Here is a 20,026-nt window from a genome sequence, read left to right on the forward strand (position 1 = left end):
AACCTAAAGGTTGCTTTTTTTAGTATTCATTAGGCTCTATATGAATTAAAACATGCTCCAAATCTGGGAGTTTTTCTCTTAAATAATCTTTTAATTTATGAGCAATGTCGTGTCCTTCTTTTACTGTAATGGTACTATCAACAATGGCATGTAAATCTACATGATATTTCATTCCTGCTTTACGCACAAAACATTTTTCTGTTCCTAAAACACCTGCTACTTCCATAGATTTTCCTCTTATTTCTTCTATCAAATCATCGTATACATGTTCATCCATTATCTCTCCCAGCGCTGGTCTAAAAATTAAATAGCTATTGTATAAAATAAAAAATGAGGCTAATAAAGCTGCCCAATCATCAGCTGTTTCATAACCTTCTTTAAAAATAAGAGCTATGGAAATACCTATAAATGCCATTACAGAGGTAATTGCATCACTTCGATGATGCCACGCATCTGCTTTTAAGGAAGAACTATTAATTTCTTTACTTTTTCTTATAACCACTTGAAAAGATATTTCTTTCCAAATAATAATTGCTCCTAAAACGAGTAACGTCCATGGTTTAGGAGTTTTGTGTGGTGTTTGAATATTCTGTATACTTTCATAGGCTATAACTGTAGCTGAAGTTACCAAAAAGGCTACTACTACAAAGGTGATTAAAGGTTCTATTTTTCCATGTCCGTACGGATGGTTTTTATCTGCGGGTCTTTTCGCATATTTTAATCCTAACAACACTAAAATAGAAGAAAAAATATCGGTAGTAGATTCAATTGCATCTGCTATTAATGCGTATGAGTTTCCAAAAATACCTGCTAATCCTTTAATAATTGCTAAACTAGTATTACTTAGAATACTAAAGTAGGTGGTTTTTATAGCTAACTCTTCTTTACTCATTGAATTATGATATTACAATCTCTTTTTATGAGGTATTACGAAGGTACTTGAAAAGTATTGAATAAAAAAGACTCGCCAGTTAGCGAGTCTTTTGGATAGTTAATAAAAACTACCACTTTAACAACAATTAATAGTTAATAACGAATGAAAAAAATTAGTTCCAGCCTCCTCCTAAGGCTTTATATACTTTTACGTTTGTTAATAATTGATCTCTTTTAGTTTCTATAATTTCTATTTTAGACTCTAATGCTTCTCTTTGTGTTAACAACACTTCTGTATATTCTGCTCTTGCCGATTTAAACAAACGAATTGAAAGGTCTATAGATTCGTTTAATGCTTCTACTTGTTGCTTTTTTAAATCATAACTGTTTTTCAAGTTATCAATTTTTGAAAGCTCGTTCGCTACTTCTAAATACGCATTTAAAATAGCTCTTTCGTATTCGTAAACAGCTTGTAATTGTTTATTGTTGGCTGTTTTATAAACTGCTTTTATAGCTTTTCTATTGATTAAAGGCCCTACAATATCACCTGCTAAAGAATACACTAACGATTCTGGTGTTGATGTTAAAAACTTAGGTTTAAATGCTTGTAACCCTACTCCTGCTTTTATACCGATTGATGGATAAAAATTAGCTCGTGCAATTTTAGTATTTAATTTGGCTGCTGCTAATTCGTATTCAGCTCTCCTTAAATCGGGTCTGTTTTGTAACAGTTGTGATGGAATTCCTGCTTTTACTCCTTCTATGGACTTATCAATAAAATTATTTGAGTTTCTTTCTATAGGTTGTGGGTATCTTCCTACTAAAAAGTTAATTTTATTTTCAGTTTCTACTATCTCTTGTTGAAGTTCATATAGGTGACTTTGGTTTTTAAGTACACTCGCTTCAAACCTACGTACTGCCAATTCAGTTGTTCTTGCAGCTTGTTTTTGAAGCTTCACCATTTGCAATGCATTTTTTTGAATTTCTAAGTTTTGTGAAACCATAGATAATTCATTATCTAATGCTACTAATTCGTAATATGAATTTGCAATTTCTGAAACCAAATTAGTTACCATAAAGTTTTTTCCTTCAACACTAGCTAAGTATTCTAGTACTGCTGCTTTCTTCTCATTTCGTAACTTCTTCCAAACATCTAACTCCCATGAAGCAGAAAGTCCTATTGAAAAATCAGTTAATGGCTCTGGAAATTTTTCATTTTCGTGAATATTTAAATTTTCTTCAACGGCTCCATTTCTAGTATACTTCCCTACCTTTTCTACTTCTGCCCCGGCATACATATTTACAAATGGTAAATACTCTCCTTTTTTTGCTTTGATGTTATTTTTTGAAATAGCTACTTGTTGTAACATTATGTTCAACTCTTGGTTGTTTGATAAAGCTGTATCTATCAGAGAAATTAAATGTGAGTCTGAAAAAAAGTCACGCCATTTAATAGTCGCTGTATTTAATGAATCTGCAGGTTGGTTCTTAAAATTCTCTGGTACCGCCTTATTTTCTTCTCTTACTACTTGATTTGATACACAAGAGCACAAAACTAAGAGGGTAAGCACACTTAAAAAGTGTGCTTTTTTTATTATAAATGAACTTCTTCTTTTAGTTTTCATTGTTTTCTCTTTTAATTATTTTCTTTAGAAGTTTTTTAAGCTCTGCTATTTTAGCTTTTGTTTTACTTCCTTCAACTTCATTTATTCTTATAAATTCTTCAGAAACTGGTTCATTAGCTTCGTCTTTAATTAAGCTTCTTCCATCACTCATTTTAGCAAATATGTAATAGAGACCTGGTATAATTAAAACTCCGAAAATTGTACCTATTAACATTCCTCCTAAAGCCGATCCACCAATAGTTCTATTACCAATAGCTCCTGCTCCGTGTGCTATAACTAGAGGTATTAGTCCTGCTATAAATGCAAATGAAGTCATTAAAATTGGTCTGAACCGTTCTTTAGCACCTTCAATAGCTGCTTCAAAAATTGTAGCTCCTTGACTTCGTTTTAATACGGCAAATTCTACAATTAATACCGCATTTTTACCTAATAAACCGACCAGCATAATAATACCTATTTGTGCATATACATCATTTGCTAAGCCCATTAATTTTAATAATGTAAATGAACCATACACTCCTACTGGAAGCGATAAAATTACAGCTAATGGTAGTATAAAACTTTCGTACTGCGCTGCTAGTACAAAGTATACAAAGGCTAAAACAATAATGAATATATATACTGATTCATTACCTCTTCTTGCTTCATCATAGGTAAGTCCTTCCCAAGCAATATCATACCCTCTAGGGAGCTCTTTCGCTGATACTTCTTTAATCGCATTAATAGCATCTCCACTTGTGTATCCTCGTGCTGGTAACCCTCTAATAGCCGCTGAATTATATAAATTGTACCGTGTTATCTCATTAGGTCCTAGTTTTTTCTCTAAACTCATAAAAGCTGAATAAGGCACCATTTCTCCCTCTTCATTTTTAACATATAGCTTTTCTAAATCTGAAGGGATTCTTCTGTATTCTGGCGCTGCTTGTGTGTATACTTTAAAAAATCTACCAAAACGGATAAAACCTTGTTCATAGGTACTACCTATTAAAATGTTTAGGTTTTCCATGGCTTTACCAATGGTCACTCCTTTTTGCATCGCTTTTTTATTGTCGATTTTTAATTCGTACTGCGGATAGTTTGCAGAATAAAAAGTAAATAACCCAGTAAGCTCTTTTCGTTTTGATAACGATTCCATAAACTTGTTATTAATACGTTCAAACTCGTGATAGTCTGTTGAGTTTGTTTTATCTAATAAACGCATTGAGAATCCTCCTGAAGATCCAAAACCTGGTACTGCTGGTGGTTCAAAATATTCTATAACCGCTCCTAAGTCTTTGGTTTCTTCTTCTAGTTCTTCCATGATTTCGTGAACTGAATGATGACGTTCTGACCATGGTTTCAAATTAATCAAACAGGTACCTGCGTTTGACCCTCTACCTTCGGTCATAATTTCATATCCTGCTAAAGATGAAACCGACTCTACTCCCTCAGTTTCTTCACAAATTTGTTGTAGTTTTCTTGCTACTTCATTTGTGCGTTCTAAAGTAGCACCTGGTGGTGTTTGAATAATTGCATAAATCATTCCTTGATCTTCACTAGGAATAAAACCTGCAGGCAACGTTTTATTGGTGATAAATATTCCTGCACAGAAAGCTAGTAATACTCCGAAGGTTAACATTCTTCGTGCTACAATTTTGTTTAACACTTTTACATATCTTCCAGTAAGCTTTTCAAACCCTTTGTTAAACCAATCAATAAACTTATCTACAATTGATTTTTTTCTTTCTTTTCCTTGGTTGTTCTTTAACATCATTGCACACAATACTGGTGTTAATGTTAATGCTACCACTGCTGAAATAATGATAGAACCCGCCATTGTTATAGAGAACTGTCTGTAGAAAACTCCTACGGGACCTGTCATAAAAGAAATTGGTACAAATACAGAAACCATAACCAGCGTAATTGCTAAAATAGCTCCCCCTATTTCTCCTAATGCTGCCTTAGATGCTTGGTAAGGTGTAAGGTGTTCTTTCTCCATTTTTAAATGAACAGCTTCTACAACCACAATAGCATCATCTACTACAATACCTATCGCTAATACTAATGCAAATAAGGTGATTAAGTTTATTGAAAGCCCGAAAAGTTGCATGACAAAGAATGCTCCAATTAAAGAAACTGGCACTGCTATAATTGGAATTAAGGTTGATCGTAAGTCTCCTAAAAATAGAAATACCACAATTGCTACTAAAATAAAAGCATCTCTAAGCGTATGTATTACTTGTTCTATTGAGGCATCTAAAAAGTTAGAAACATCATAACTAATTTTAAAATCAATACCAGGTGGTAAATCTTCTTTTAATTCTTTTAGCTTTTCTTTTACCGATGCTATTACATCACTACCGTTACTTCCAAAGGTTTGTTTTAAAACAATAGATGCTGATGGATACCCATCTAAATTTGAGTAAATATCAAAGAATTCACTCCCTAACTTCACTTCGGCAACATCTTTAAGCTTTAAAATTTCTCCTTCTTCATTTGCTCGAATAATAATGTCTTTGTACTGATCTGGTTCGTTATACCTGTTTTGATAGGTAAGTACGTATTCTAGTGATTGTGATTTGATTCCTGAACTTCTTCCCAGTCTTCCAGGTCTTGCCAAAATACTTTGGTCTTCCATAGCTTCTAAAATTTCTTCCGCAGAAATATTATAGGCTCTCATTCGGTCGGGTTTTAACCAAACTCTCATCGCATATTTTCTACTTCCTAAAATTTTAGCACTAGCAATACCATTAATACGTTGAATCTCGGGTATCATTTTAGTGTATGCATAGTTGTATAGGAACTTCTCATCATTGTTTTTTTCTTTACTGAAAAGGTTCACATACATTAACATACTTGGTTGTACTGGAGTAATAATTACCCCTTCTCGCTGTACTAACTCAGGTAATAAGGGCATTACTTGATCTACCCTTGTTTTTACCCTTACTACCGCTTGGTTGGGATCTGTACCTGGTTCAAAAATTACACGTAAGGTTCCTTCTCCTGCACTTGTAGCATCGGAAGCGATATAACGCATTCCTTGTACTCCATTGATAGCTGTTTCTAGAGGAATTAGTGTTGAGTTTACCAATACATCTGCACTTGAACCTGGATAGGCGATAAATATGTTTACCGTGGTTGGTGCAATTTGTGGAAACTGTGATATTGGGAGTTGTTTTATTGATAACAACCCCGTAAAAACAACTATTATCGAAATAACAATCGCTAGTACTGGTCTTTTTATAAATTGACTAAACATGTTTTGTTGAATTTTAGTTTTTGATTACTCTGCATATAAGTCTAAACTAGACATTACAGCATTTGGCTCTTTAAACTCAACATGTATCTTTTGTTGGTCTTTTACCATACGGATTCCTTCTAACAATATTTTATCGTTTTCTGTAAGTCCTTTTTCTACTATAAATAAGTGTGGTAATTCTGCTTCTACAGTAATTTCTCGCTGTTTTACTGTATTGTTTTTATCTACTACAAAAACATATTTCTTATCTAATACTTCAAAAGTGGCTTTTTGTGGAATTATTAAGGCTCCTTCGTATGGAACTTCCATTAAAATACTTCCTGTTTCTCCGTGTCTTAAAATTCCATCTGGATTTGAGAAAGTTGCTCTAAAGGCAATATTTCCTGTTTCATTATTAAACTCTCCTTCAATCGTTTCTACTATTCCTTTTTGATTGAATGGTTTGTTATTTGCCATTAAAAGTGTTACTTCTTTTTTCTTGTCTTTATCTTGACTCATTATGTAGTCTAGATATTCTGTTTCTGGCACATTAAAATATACCCACATTTTACTGTTGTCTGATAGTGTTGTTAGGAGCTCTCCTTCATCTAACAAACTTCCTTTTCTAACATCTAAGTGGTCCATTATACCATTAAATGGTGCCTTAATACTTGTAAAACCTAGGTGTGTTTGTGCTAGCATTACTTCAGCTTTTGCTTTTTCGTAGTTTGCTTTTGCTAAGGCTAATTCGTTTTTAGAAACTACGTTTCCTTCCGCTAATAACTGTGTATTTTTATATTCTATTTCAGCTGCTTTTGCTTCAGCTTTTGCTTTTTGTAAGTCTGCTTTGTAAACATTTGGTGAAATTTGAAACATACGTTGCCCTTTTTTCACATGCTGTCCTTCATCAACAAATACTTTCTTTAAATATCCTTTTTCTAATGCCCTTACTTCTATGTGCTGAATAGCATGTATTTGACTTACATAATCTTTGGTTATTGACGTGTCTTTTTTAATGGGATTGGTTACAAGGAATTTGGTTTCTGGGTGTTTAGATTCCTTTTTTGATTCGCAGCTAATATGAATTAATAGCGCAAATAGGCTCATGAAAATGAAGTTTTTTTTCATTTTTGTATGTATTTGTAAAGTTAGAGTGAGTGTGTAACCATTGAAAATCAATGGTTATTCTAAAAATTTAATTAAATTCTTATGTGTAAGTATATAAAGTAAACTAAATGATGAATTTAGACTTACTTTAAAAGGAAAGGTATCAAATTATAAAAATTTGAAATTCTACATGTAGTTTTAAAATTGAGCTAAAAGTGTACTCTTTAAAGCGTTGTGTTTTTTCTTTTACTACACAAAACTGACTCTCAAAAAACTGCGCATGTAAAATGGCTGATAAGTAACTTCCAAATTTTGACAAACTTTCATCTACTTCATTTTCATCTTGAGTTTTGTCCTCAATTTCGCTGATTTCAAAATAATTCTCTCTTTCAGAATCTTGATGCTGTTTATCAAAAGCTAAGTTAATGGTGTTTTGAGTAACAATTTGGGTCTCTACACAGGCTGAATTTAAAACAGGCACTGATATACTCTTATTAAAATTGTTATGATCTGCATATGATGTAGACCATCCTTTTAATAAGAATATTAATAGAAAAAGATATTTGTTAAATGTATTACTCATTTCGGTCGGCAAAATTATATATATAAATTCATTTAACAAACAAATAATATTGTAAAATATTTATAAAACAAAAAACTCGCCAATTGGCGAGTTTTAATATTGTTATTTCTAAGGACTTTCAAACTATTCTTTATACACTCCCATATTGGCATATTTTTCCATACGCTGAGTTATTAAGTCATTATCTTGTATATCTTTAAGTTCTTTGTAAGCCTTTATAATTTGTTCTTGTACTGCTTTAAAAGCTCCTTCACGATCAGAGTGTGCTCCTCCTAATGGTTCTTGAATGATATCGTCTACTATTTTTAGTTTCATACCATCTTCAGCAGTTAATTTTAATGCTTCTGCTGCCTTTTCTTTTTCTGACCAACTACGCCATAAAATTGAAGAACAGTTTTCTGGTGAAATAACTGAGTACCAAGAGTTTTCTAACATATATACTCTATCTCCTACTCCTATTCCTAAAGCTCCTCCCGAAGCTCCTTCTCCTATAATTATTGTAATAATTGGAGTTTTTAAACGAGTCATTTCAAAGATATTACGAGCAATTGCTTCTCCTTGTCCACGCTCTTCAGCTTCTAATCCTGGGTAAGCACCTGGAGTATCTACAAAAGTTACTACTGGAATTCCAAATTTTTCAGCCATGCGCATTAAACGTAATGCTTTACGGTATCCTTCTGGATTAGCCATACCAAAATTACGGTACTGACGTGTTTTGGTGTTGTATCCTTTTTGTTGACCTATAAACATAAATGATTGATCTCCAATTTTACCTAATCCACCAATCATTGCTTTGTCGTCTTTTACACTACGGTCACCATGTAATTCCATGAATGTATCCCCACAAAGCGCTTTTATATAATCTAAAGTATAAGGACGATTAGGATGACGAGATAACTGTACTCGTTGCCATGCAGTTAAATTCTTATATATATCTTTTTTTGCTTTCTCTAATTTTTTTTCAATTTTCTTACATGTAGCTGTTACATCTACATCGCTTTCTTTTCCTATATCAAAACATTTTGCCAACTGATCTTCTAGTTCCTTTATTGGCATTTCAAAATCTAAATATTCCATTGTATTCTTGTATATAGTTTGATTTTCTAATTTTATAGTTAGTTGTTTGTAAAGGCAAACATACTAAAAAATTGTACAGTTTACCTCCATCGCTTTTCTTAAAATACTATTTTTTTATGATTTTCTTTTTTATTGAAGAAGCATTTTTAAGTACTCCGTTTAGTACTACTACTATTAAGACGATACATGCTCCATAATAAAACTCTGGATTCATTTGTTCTTTCTCTCCAAATATTAATAATGCTAAAACAATAGCATATATAGGCTCTAAATTAATCGTAAGCATTACTGTATAAGGTGTTAGATACTTCATTACCTTCACAGATGCAATAAATGCATAGGCTGTACAAACACTACTTAAAATTAATAAATATACCCAATCAGTTACTTGTAATTGGAAAAACGCTAATGAAAACTTCTGTGTAAACAATAAATATATAGTTACTCCTAATACTCCAAATAATAGTTGGTAAAACGAAATAGTATTGGCTTCATGTTTTTTTATAAACACTCCATTTAATACTGAAAACAAGGCTGATAAAAAGGCTGATATTAGCGCATAAATAATTCCAAGCGTATACTGACTTTCAAAATTGAAAATAATGTATAAACCTACGATTACTAGCAAGCCTAAGACTATTTCAATTAGTTTTATTCTTCTTTTAAAGAAAAAAGGTTCTATGAATGAAGCGAAAAAAGCTCCTGTGCTCATCATTACCAAAGCTACTGAAACATTTGATACTTTTATTGCTTTGAAAAAAGTTATCCAATGTACTGCTATAATTACCCCTGAAACGGCAAACTTAATTAATGCTTTCTTTTCTACTTTAAATGACTTCTTTCTTATTATAAAATATAAAGCAATAAAACCTACTGCTAATAACATTCTATACCAAACTAAAGGAACTGCATCTATCGATATTAATGCTCCTAGTATTGCTGTAAACCCCCAAATAAAAACGATTAAGTGTAAGAGTAAGTAATTCTTTAATTTATCTCCTTGCATTGAAATATAAATAAATAGCGTATAAACCAAATACTATATTAGGTATCCAAACATTTAACAGGGCATTTGCTCCTGCTACGGCTCCTAATACTTCTGCTACTTTTAAAAAGAAAACATAAATAAACATAACGCTAATACCTATGGCTAAATTAACTCCTATACCTCCTCTACTTTTCCTATGTGCTAGCCCCACAGCTATTAATGTTAGTATGTAGCTGGCAATTGGTAAACTTGTTCTTTTGTATAGTTCTACTAAATAAGCGTTTAAGTTTTTTATTCCTCTTTTTCTAGACACTTCAATAAACTTAACCAACTCTGGAGAGTTCATTTCTTGTGCCATAATATTCTTGTAATTAAAATCTTCTGGTGTAAATGTAAATGTGGTATCTAAGCTTCTTCCTGAAAAGATACTATCTCTTTCTTTAAAAATTTTTCGTTCTTTCCAGTTATATAGTTTAAATGTACTATCCTTTTCCTTCCAATTAATATTATCAGCAGTAAGTTTTCTTTTTAACTTAATACCCTCATATAAGTCAATTGAGAAGTTATACCCTGAATTTCTTTTTAAATCAAAGTTTTGGATATATACATAAGTACTATCATTTAATTGTAAACTAAACTCGCGAATGGAAGTATCTGCATACTTTTTTTTCTTTAAATACTTTTTTTCAAAAGCTTTCCTTGTTTTACTACTTGAAGGTACAAAAAAGTGATTCATTGAGAGTGCAATTGCACAAACTATAGTTGCTCCTATAAAATATGGATATAAAAATCGTGTAAATGATACTTGAGAACTATTAATTGCTACAATTTCTGTATTACTTGCTAGCTTAGAAGTAAATAGTATAACTGCTATAAATAATGCTAATGGCATAAATGTATTAGCATAATAAATAATAAAGTTTTTATAGTAATCGTTAACTATTTCAAACAGTGTTAAGTTTTCTTCTCGTAAAAACTTATCAACCTTTTCTGCAATATCAATAGCTACTGCTATAGGTATTAAAACAAGTAATGTAAACAAGAAAGTTGTTAAGTAACGTTTTAATATGTACCAATCTAGTATTTTCAAATTACAAACGTTTATCCATTTGTTTTACCATCTTATCTTTCCATTCTGCAAAATCTCCTGCTATAATGTGTTTACGTGCTTCTCGAGTCAACCATAAATAAAATCCTAAATTATGAATAGAAGCTATTTGTTTTCCTAACATTTCTCTTGAAGCAAAAAGGTGACGTAAGTATGCTTTAGAGTACATGGTGTCTACCCAAGTAATTCCCATTTCATCAATTGGAGAGAAATCTTTTTCCCATTTTTTATTCTTGATGTTAATGCTTCCGTGTGCTGTAAATAACATTCCGTTACGTGCGTTACGTGTAGGCATTACACAATCGAACATATCAACTCCTAATGCTATATTTTCTAGAATGTTAATTGGTGTACCAACTCCCATTAAATAGCGTGGCTTATCTTCAGGTAATATTGCTGTAACTACTTCAGTCATTGCATACATTTCTTCTGCAGGTTCTCCTACTGATAGTCCTCCAATAGCATTTCCTTCTGCTCCTGAATTTGCTATATATTCTGCTGATTGTTTACGTAAATCTTTGTATGTACTTCCTTGTACAATTGGAAATAAAGACTGACTGTATCCGTATTTTGGAGGTGTCTTTTCAAAGTGTTTTATACAACGATCTAACCAGCGATGTGTCATATGCATAGATCGCTTTGCATAGTTATAATCACAAGGGTACGGTGTACATTCGTCAAAAGCCATAATTATATCTGCCCCGATGGTACGTTGTGTTTCCATTACATTTTCTGGTGTAAAAAAATGCGTAGATCCATCTATATGACTTTTAAATTTAACTCCTTCTTCATTAATTTTTCTTCTCCCTGATAAAGAATATACTTGGTATCCTCCACTATCAGTTAAAATATTACGGTCCCAATTCATGAACTTATGTAAACCTCCTGCAGCTTCTAAAGTTTCTAATTTTGGACGTAAGTATAAATGATATGTATTTCCTAAAATAATATCAGGGTTGATTTCATCTTTTAATTCTGATTGATGTACTCCTTTAACTGTAGCTACTGTACCTACAGGCATAAATATTGGAGTTTCTATGATTCCGTGATCAGTAGTAATAACACCTGCTCGTGCTTTACTTTTTGGATCTGTTATTTTTAAGTCAAATTGCATAAGTGGCAAAGATACACATGTAAGTTGAATGTTTAAAAGTAGATAGTTAAAAGTTTCTTATTACTGATTTTTAACTTTTTCTTCTTCTTCCAAACTTAGTTTTGAAATCTACTTTCTTCTTGGGTTTAGTTTTTTGAGGAGAAGTAGTTTTAGTCTTTTTTTCTGCTTCTTCGTATGTTTTTGACGAACCTGCTACAAGACGATTAATTTCATCCATTTCTTTAGATGATAATTCTCGCCACTCTCCTACTTTTAAACTTCCTAAAGTTACGTTCATAATACGTGTGCGCTTTAATTTTTTTACTTCGTAACCCAAGTATTCACACATGCGTCTTATTTGACGGTTTAAGCCTTGTACTAAGGTTATTTTAAATGTAGTATCATTTACACGTTCTACCTTGCATTTTTTTGTTACAGTTCCTAAAATTGGAATTCCATTACTCATTCTTTTTATAAAGCGTTCATCGAATGGTTTGTTAACCGAAACAATGTATTCTTTTTCGTGGTTATTCCCTGCTCGTAATATTTTGTTTACAATATCACCATCATTGGTTAAAAAAATTAATCCTTCTGAAGGTTTATCTAATCGACCAATAGGAAACAATCGTTGCGGATGCCCTACAAACTTTACTATATTTTTCCGCTCTTTACTATCTGTAGTACAAACAATACCTACTGGTTTGTTTAACGCTATATAAATAGTTTTAGGCTTTGCTTTTAATGGTTTTTCATCAATTTTTACCACATCTCCTTCATGAACTCTGTTTCCTAACTGGGTAGGGTTTCCATTTATGGTAACTCTTCCTTCCGTAATAAAGCGTTCTGCTTCACGACGTGAACAAATACCTGTACTACTGATATATTTATTTAGATTTATTGATGTATCGTTATTTTTTTCCATTAATACAAAGAAAAAGAAAATCCTCAAGCTAACACTTGAGGATTTGATAATTTATGTTTTTTATTATTAAAACATGATCATTTTTTGAGTACAACGTGCTAAACTTGGTCTTCTTTCATAATCAAACCCAAGTGTAATCATGTGTGTTCCGTAATTATAATCTTGCGTTTTATTCATATTGATACTAAAACCATACGACATATACAGGTTGTTTTTCTTTAAACCAAGTAATGGAGCAATAGCATTTGGTTGAAAAAACTGGTCGTTTAAGAACGTGTAACTTAAACCAGCCCAAACATACCCATCTCTTATTCCTCTTCTAGCTTTAATATTCATATCCGTTCTAGAACGTTTGTCTGCTTCTCTATACTCCACTAACATTGATGGCTCTAGTTCAAAGTTTCTGCTTAATTTCGTAAAAGTGTAAGATGTAAAAAGTATATATTTTCTCAATACTTCTGGTTCTCCCGTTTGAAAATCCTCTATCTCTTTATTTAAGATGTTCATAATGTTTGCACTAATACTAAATCGTTCGTAACGATATAACAAACCTACATCAAAATTTGAATTGTTTAAAGTTCTGTTTGATACTGTTTGTCCTGAGTTATTTTCTGATGTATCAATACCAAATTGCGTAAAGCTATAACTTAAAGCAAACGATAGAAAACTATCATGAAAGTCACTTAATGTTAAGTGACTTGCAAATGACAATTTTGCTCCTTTTTGAGTGGTATACCCATTTTTATCATTAAATAACGTGATTCCACCACCAAAAGTATCTGCAATACGTGCTTCAACTGTTAATGATTGTGTATCAGGTGCGTCTTTAACTCCAATCCACTGGCTTACTCCATTTAACCTAACTTGTAACCCCGTTCCTATACCTGCATAAGTTGGTGAAATTAAAAATGGGTTGTCAGCCAAATGACTTACATATTGAGGTAATTCTACTTCTTGTGCAGTAAGTTTTACACTACTAAATACCACACTTAAAATTATTAATATTTTTCTCATTTCTTTTTTATCTATATAGTGTAAAGTGTCCCATTATTTTCTTCTCTTGACCTGACAACTCTTTAAAGTAAATAGTATACCAATAATCTCCTGATGGTAATGGGGTACCTTCATAAGTACCATCCCATCCTTGTACAGAACCTTTAAAGTCGGCAATGTTACGTGCATATCTATCGTAAATAAATACTTTAATATCATGGTATTCTTCTACTTCACGAGGGTACCAATAATCATTTGTTCCGTCTCCATCTGGAGTAAATAAATTTGGAACGAAAATAGTAATATACTCTCCTCTTATAGTTATTGTTACCTCACAACCTCTAGCATCTCTTACCGTAATAGTGTAATCTTTTGTTTGTAAGATTAAGAACTCGTTATCTGGTCCAAAGTCACCTCCATCTACACTATACTCATAAGGTGGTAATCCAAAATCTGCATTAGCTATTAAGGTATTCTTAACCGAATCATCAATATCTAAAGTTAACGTTTGAATATCTTCAATATTGATCGGACTACTAGTAGAACTTTCAGAACATGAAGTTATTGTATGTGTTGCTGTAACATAATACCCTGTTCCTGCTGGTACATCAATAAATTCTCCTGTATTATTTGTTACTACAGGGTTTCCTATTCCATCATATAGCGTATAAGACATATTAGCTCTATATGCTTCATCAACTATTGCTTTGATAATATTTCCTACCTCACAGGTATATGCAAAATCAACTGTTAATTGTAAATCTACCGATTCAGCTGTAGTTACTCTAATTGGGTCTGCAACATTACAACCTGCTTCATCTCTTACTGTAATATAATAAGACGTACCTGCTTGAATATTTTCAGCAGCTCCTAATACAATTGTATTCGTCGTATACTGGGTAGGTTGTTCTATATTATTAATACTTACATAATATGGTTGTGTTCCTCCTTGTACATCTAACTCTATTGTTGGAGTTGCATCGTTAATACAAGTTTGTTCTGTAACTCCTACCAATGTTGCTGTGAACTCTTGTGGTTGACCAATAACTACATCAATAGTATCAATACATCCAACCTTATCTTTAACAGTAATAGTGTATGTACCTGCTGTTAAGTTTCTGAACACATTATCGGTAACAAATTTATTAGTTGGGTCTGTACTAATATTGTATTCATATCCTGTTAAGTTTCCTCCTGAAGCTAATACTGTAATAGTACCATCGTTTCCTCCAAAACAACTTACATCAGTATGATTTTCAGCAACTACTAAAGGTTGTGGTTCTTCAATAGTATGTGGTGCAGTGTCTTCTGTACATACTTCTCCAAATCTGTTGGTACTTCTTACTCTAATTTTATATGTACCAACATCTAAACCTCCAAAACTATTCGATGTTTGCCATGTTCCATCAACTGGATTATCACTACCGTCTAACAATTGGTATTCGTAATTACCAAAACCACCTGTTACAGTTGCTGATAACACTCCATTAGCATCTCCATTACAGGTAACAAATCCTGAATCGACTACTAAAGTTGGCACTAAAGGCTCGTATGCATTAACTGTTACTACAACTGTGTCTTCACAATTATTATCATCACGCACATAGAATGTTTGAGAACCTGAACTTACGTTTGTAAACGTATTATTAGGACCAAAATTCACTCCATCGCTACTATATTCATAATTGCCTGTACCTCCTATTGCACTCACTTCTACGGTTGCATTAGGGTTGTTACAAGTTATGTCCGCAGTGATATTTGCCGAAGCTTCTACTTCTGATGGATCAACTATGTTTACAGTTTCTGTATACTGACAGCTATATTTATTATCTCTAACAATTACTGTATAGTTAGTACCAGCTGGTAAATTGTTAAATGTATTTGATAACTGTTCTACTTGCGTTGTTCCGTCAGGATAGATTAAGATATAGCTATAACTTACAGTTGCATCTTGTGTTTGACCTCCTGTTATATTAGTTACCTCAATAGTTGCTGTTCTTTCTCCTTCACATAAGTTTGGAATAAAAGTTACATCTGCCGCCATAGTTGTGGTCGGTTCTAGAGTAAATGTAAACGTTTCTTCACAACCTGTAACATCTCTAACTGTTGCTGTATAATCACCTGCTGTTAATCCAGTAATTCTTCTATTGCTATCAAAATTTTGAATTGGTGTAGCTGGTGTTAAATCATTTACTAATTGATACTCATACGGTGCCCAACCTCCTTGAGCTTCTAACAAGATTTCTCCAGAATCAGTAACATTACAATTAATATACGTTGGTGTACCAGTTAATGCTAATGCATTTGCTGGTTCTTCAATTATAAAGTTTTCTGTTCTTGGTGAACAAAATGGTGTATTCGTCATGTTTACAACCACATAATATTCTCCTGCTACTAATCCGGTAGTAATTGTTTCTGGAGTACCTCCTGTACCATTTCCTAATGTAACAGCAGTTGGGTTACCTACTTCAAATACTTCGTAAGTATAAACATCTGTATATGGTGTAGCTGCACTAAAATCTATTGTTGCACTTCCTGTACCACCAAAACAAGCTCTTTGAACATTACTTACTAATACATCAAAGGTAGGTTCTGGTTTTACTGTGTGATATACTTCTAAAATACATCCTGTTGCTGCATTGTATATCTCAATTGTATAATTATCAACTGGCACGTTATTAAATACTGCTGCATCTGCATCTGATACCACATTTAATGTTTGTGTAAAAGGGGTAGCTCCTGTTCCTGTTATTGTATATTGAATGTTTGGTAATGCAGGTACTACTTTTACAGTGATATTCTCTCCTGTATTACAGTCTGTATCTTTGATTACATTGATAGCTGCTCCTGTCATTGGAGTAAATGGAGCTATCGTTACTACTCTAGACACAAAACAATCTGTATTTTCATCATATACTTTTACTGTATAAGTACCTCCTGCTAAATCAGTTGATATGTACGTAAAATTACTATCGTCTTGCAATACATTACCTGCTGCATCTTCAAATACAACTCGTACATATTTCCCTGTACCTCCTGTAATCGCTCCTTTATCTACTACTATTTTTGCAGTATTAACAGTATTACCTGTAGTACAAGCAAACTGTGTTACAGTAATGGCGTTTGAAATATCAATAATAGCATTTTGATCAATACTTACAGTTACATCTGTTGTACATCCATTTACTCCCGTAGCTGTAACTATATAGTCATCTGCTGGTAAGTTCGTAAATACCGTATCACTTCCTGTTAAAACAGCATTAAATGTTCCTGATACATTGTTAATCTCATAACTTAATGGTAAAATACCATTATCTACTGGTGAAACTGTAACTTCTCCTGTTAATGTTCCGAAACAAATATCTGTTACTGTAGCTACTGCCGTGAAATTAGGAATAACAGGATTCTCAACAGTAATCTGTTTCGTCTCAGAACACCCTGAAGTTACATCAGTAACTGTTACATTGTGTACTCCTGGTGATAATGACCCTACATTTACAGTTGTTGCTGGTGAGGTGATAGTTCCTGCTGCACCAGTATCAAATGAATAATCATAATTACCTCCTGTACCTGAGGTGATGTTTATTTCTATTTGTCCATCATTTCCAGGGACACAAGTAGCATTTCCTGTAGGTCTCAAATCAAAGTCTATATCTGGATGAACTATTACTCCATTCAGAGTGTCAGTACAACCATTTGCATCTCTTACAACAACATCATAACTACCCGGTGTTAATCCTTCTGCTATATAAGTCGTATTAGTCGTTGGAGAAGTAAATGTAGTTCCTCCATCTACAGAATAACTATATGGAGCTGTACCATTATTAACATTAATAGTTATTGTTTTATTTACATCGCAACTTGCTGGAGTTGCTGATACGATATTAGGTGAAGGGCTTAAGTTTAAAGCTACGGTACCTAAACTTATAGGACCACACCCATTAGTATCTTCTACAAAAGCTTCAACAGTTATTGGAGTCCCTGTAACTGTTCCTGCTGATATAGTAATTGCATTACCCGAAATAACTCCTGTTCCGTTTGTTACAGTAAAAGTATAAGTGTAACCAGGGAATCCTCCTGTTACGTTTTCTATTCTTACTAAGCCATCCACAGTACAGGTAATATCTCTTACCTTGGTAACTTGACCAGAAATTTGTGTTCCTTCAATTATTTCAACATCTTGGGCTCCAAATTCACAAGTTCCCGCATCGTTAGTTAATACTATGTAATACGTTCCTGGTGCCAAGTTATTAACAACTATATCAGCAAATCCTGTTTGCGAAACATTTGTGTACGCAGCTGAAACTGGACTTCCTAAATTCGTTACTAAGTCTCTCTCGTATAATGTCCAAGTAAAATCATTAGATAAATCTCCGCTTGTATTATTAATTGAAAATGTTATTTGACCTGAATTGGTTCCAAAACATGCTTGATTATTTACAGTACTCGTTATTGGTACAGTAGGGGTAAAATCATCATAAATATTTTCGTTATTCTTTTTTATACACCCTGTAGCATCTCTAACATAAAAATCATAATCTACACCTGGTATTAAGCCTGTGTATGTTTTAGTTCTAGTAGGGTCTCCTAATGTACCATTATCAGCAAGATCAGCTGGTTGCCAACCAGATGGTGAATTAATCGCAAATTCAAAAGGCCCTGTACCATCTAATGCCTCAACAGTTACTGTTAATCCTACTGAACAATTACCTGGTGTTACAATAGGATTTACGATAAGACCAGTTACATTATAAGGTATTTCATAAGGTCCATAAGCTTCTAAACATAAAGTTGTTCCAGAACCATCAATAATTTGTAAAGCTGGTTGCACTATATCTCCAGAATTTAGTCCTCTAATTTGACCATTAGTAACCGTAAAATCTGTCCAAGTAGCTCCGTTATCTAAACTATACTGTAATGTGTTAGGTAAATAATCATTAGGATTGATATTTATAAAATCAAAACCTGTCTGAGATGCATCTACCGCACAGTTTGGTGGTAAAACATCAGCTAAATCCAATACAATTGCTGGTGGATCTGTTAATGGTATAACTTCTGTATCTGCACAACCTAAAGCATCTGTAATCGTAATTGTATAGGTATCATTTCCAGCTAAATTATCAAAACTAATATTTGAACCTACAAAATTATTAATTGTATTTATAACTCCTCCACTATTAGAAATGGTTATTGTATGTGGCGATTCTCCTGTATTAGCTGCTATAGCAATATCAATACTACCAGTATCACCATTACAAGTTGGTTCATTCACAGTAGCGGTAATATCAACAGGTGTAGTTGTATCTATAATTACATCTTGTACTATATAGGTACAGTTTGCATCATCTCTCACATATACATCGTACGTACCAGGAGCTAATCCAGTAATCGGATTTGTTGCGTTAAAAGTTCCTGCTCCTGAGCCATTTGTTACCACAGAAAATTCATAGCCTACTCCTGAACCTCCAGAAGGATTCACTAAGATTTCTCCTGTTGGCGTACAACTAGCATTTGTTGGTGTTGCAGTTGCTAACAGTTCTGGATTAATTATTTCTGTAACATCTGTAAAACAGCCTTTACCATCTTGTACTCTAATAGTATGACTTGCTGGAGATAATCCTGATATCGTAAACGGATTAGAGCTTACCGGAGTAAAATTAGTACCTCCGTCTAAACTGTATGAATAATCACCATTTCCTGTTAAAACAGTTACTACTATTTCTCCATTTGTACCATCATAGCACTGAGCTTCTGCAGTAAAAGTTACTGCTTGCGATGGGTTTATTACTACAGTTACTGGTGCTGAATCACAGCCTAAACGATCTGTAGCTACTACTGTATACGTTCCTGCTGCTATATCTGCAAACTCTGTCGTAGTTGTTCCTACTGATGTTCCTCCATTATCAAATAACTCATAACTAAATGGTGCGCCATTTCCTCCGCTTCCATTTGGTGTAATAGTAGCTCCTGTTGCTGGTACACAAGTAACCTCTTTTGTTACTGGTGCCACTACTGTTACTGCACTTGGATCTGTTAAGGTAGCACTTACTGTTTGCTCACATGCTGCAATTCCTCCTACTGGACGAACTTCAATTGTATGTGTTCCTGATGTAAAGTTTGGTATAACAAATGGATTATTTCCTGAAGTACTTACCCAAGTTGCTCCTATATTATATTCAAACTCAGTTGGTGTTGATGATGGAAAACTTACTTCTACTTCTATACTTCCATTATTGTCTCCTAAACATGTAGGATTTGTCGTGTTTATAACAGCTGCTGTAAATTCTTGATCTGCTGCTACTGTTACCAATACATTTTCTGTACAGTTACTTCCATAATCTACAGTTACTGTATGAGCTCCTGCTGCTACATTATTAAAAATATTAGCATTTGCTCCTGTTTGTGCTGCGGCTCCATCTAATGAATAGGTGTAACTAGCA

The 20,026-nt window shown here is 33.2% G+C and carries 12 protein-coding genes; all 12 read right to left on the minus strand.

From position 1 onward, the window contains the following. Nucleotides 1-19: 19 nt before the first annotated feature. Nucleotides 20-892, minus strand: a complete 873-nt coding sequence (locus MK851_RS13525) for a cation diffusion facilitator family transporter (RefSeq protein WP_303510926.1) — start codon at nucleotides 890-892, stop codon at nucleotides 20-22. Between the two features lie 154 nt (nucleotides 893-1,046). After that, nucleotides 1,047-2,498 carry an efflux transporter outer membrane subunit gene (locus MK851_RS13530; protein ID WP_320244373.1) on the minus strand — a complete coding sequence of 484 codons (1,452 nt, stop codon included), beginning with the start codon at nucleotides 2,496-2,498 and terminating at the stop codon, nucleotides 1,047-1,049. Beyond that, on the minus strand, nucleotides 2,488-5,736 hold the full coding sequence (locus tag MK851_RS13535) for an efflux RND transporter permease subunit (protein WP_320244374.1): 3,249 nt from the start codon (nucleotides 5,734-5,736) through the stop codon (nucleotides 2,488-2,490). Before MK851_RS13535 ends, MK851_RS13530 begins: the two co-directional genes overlap by 11 nt. 24 nt (nucleotides 5,737-5,760) lie before the next feature. Beyond that, a complete protein-coding gene (locus tag MK851_RS13540) occupies nucleotides 5,761-6,843 on the minus strand; it encodes an efflux RND transporter periplasmic adaptor subunit (protein ID WP_320244375.1) in 1,083 nt (360 codons plus the stop codon). 142 nt (nucleotides 6,844-6,985) lie between these two features. After that, nucleotides 6,986-7,405 (minus strand): hypothetical protein, encoded by a 420-nt coding sequence (locus tag MK851_RS13545; RefSeq protein WP_320244376.1) that lies wholly within the window; start codon nucleotides 7,403-7,405, stop codon nucleotides 6,986-6,988. A gap of 123 nt (nucleotides 7,406-7,528) precedes the next feature. Beyond that, on the minus strand, nucleotides 7,529-8,482 hold the full coding sequence (locus MK851_RS13550; protein ID WP_303510919.1) for an acetyl-CoA carboxylase carboxyltransferase subunit alpha: 954 nt from the start codon (nucleotides 8,480-8,482) through the stop codon (nucleotides 7,529-7,531). A gap of 106 nt (nucleotides 8,483-8,588) precedes the next feature. Beyond that, nucleotides 8,589-9,488: a DMT family transporter gene (locus MK851_RS13555; RefSeq protein WP_303510917.1), complete on the minus strand. Its 900-nt coding sequence runs from the start codon at nucleotides 9,486-9,488 to the stop codon at nucleotides 8,589-8,591. Next, entirely contained in the window at nucleotides 9,475-10,560 is a 1,086-nt protein-coding gene (locus MK851_RS13560; protein WP_303510915.1) for an LptF/LptG family permease, read from the minus strand. Before MK851_RS13560 ends, MK851_RS13555 begins: the two co-directional genes overlap by 14 nt. Nucleotide 10,561: 1 nt before the next feature. Continuing rightward, nucleotides 10,562-11,692 carry a tRNA guanosine(34) transglycosylase Tgt gene (gene tgt, locus MK851_RS13565; RefSeq protein ID WP_303510913.1) on the minus strand — a complete coding sequence of 377 codons (1,131 nt, stop codon included), beginning with the start codon at nucleotides 11,690-11,692 and terminating at the stop codon, nucleotides 10,562-10,564. 70 nt (nucleotides 11,693-11,762) lie between these two features. Then, nucleotides 11,763-12,593 carry a 23S rRNA pseudouridine(2604) synthase RluF gene (gene rluF / locus MK851_RS13570; RefSeq protein ID WP_320244377.1) on the minus strand — a complete coding sequence of 277 codons (831 nt, stop codon included), beginning with the start codon at nucleotides 12,591-12,593 and terminating at the stop codon, nucleotides 11,763-11,765. Nucleotides 12,594-12,659: 66 nt separating this feature from the next. Beyond that, on the minus strand, nucleotides 12,660-13,607 hold the full coding sequence (locus MK851_RS13575; protein ID WP_303510909.1) for a type IX secretion system membrane protein PorP/SprF: 948 nt from the start codon (nucleotides 13,605-13,607) through the stop codon (nucleotides 12,660-12,662). A 7-nt stretch (nucleotides 13,608-13,614) separates the two neighbouring features. Continuing rightward, the coding region (locus tag MK851_RS13580; RefSeq protein WP_320244378.1) for a T9SS type B sorting domain-containing protein at nucleotides 13,615-20,026 on the minus strand (6,412 nt) is incomplete at its 5' end.

The sequence above is a fragment of the Tenacibaculum sp. 1B UA genome (genome assembly GCF_033978845.1).
GTDB lineage: Bacteria > Bacteroidota > Bacteroidia > Flavobacteriales > Flavobacteriaceae > Polaribacter.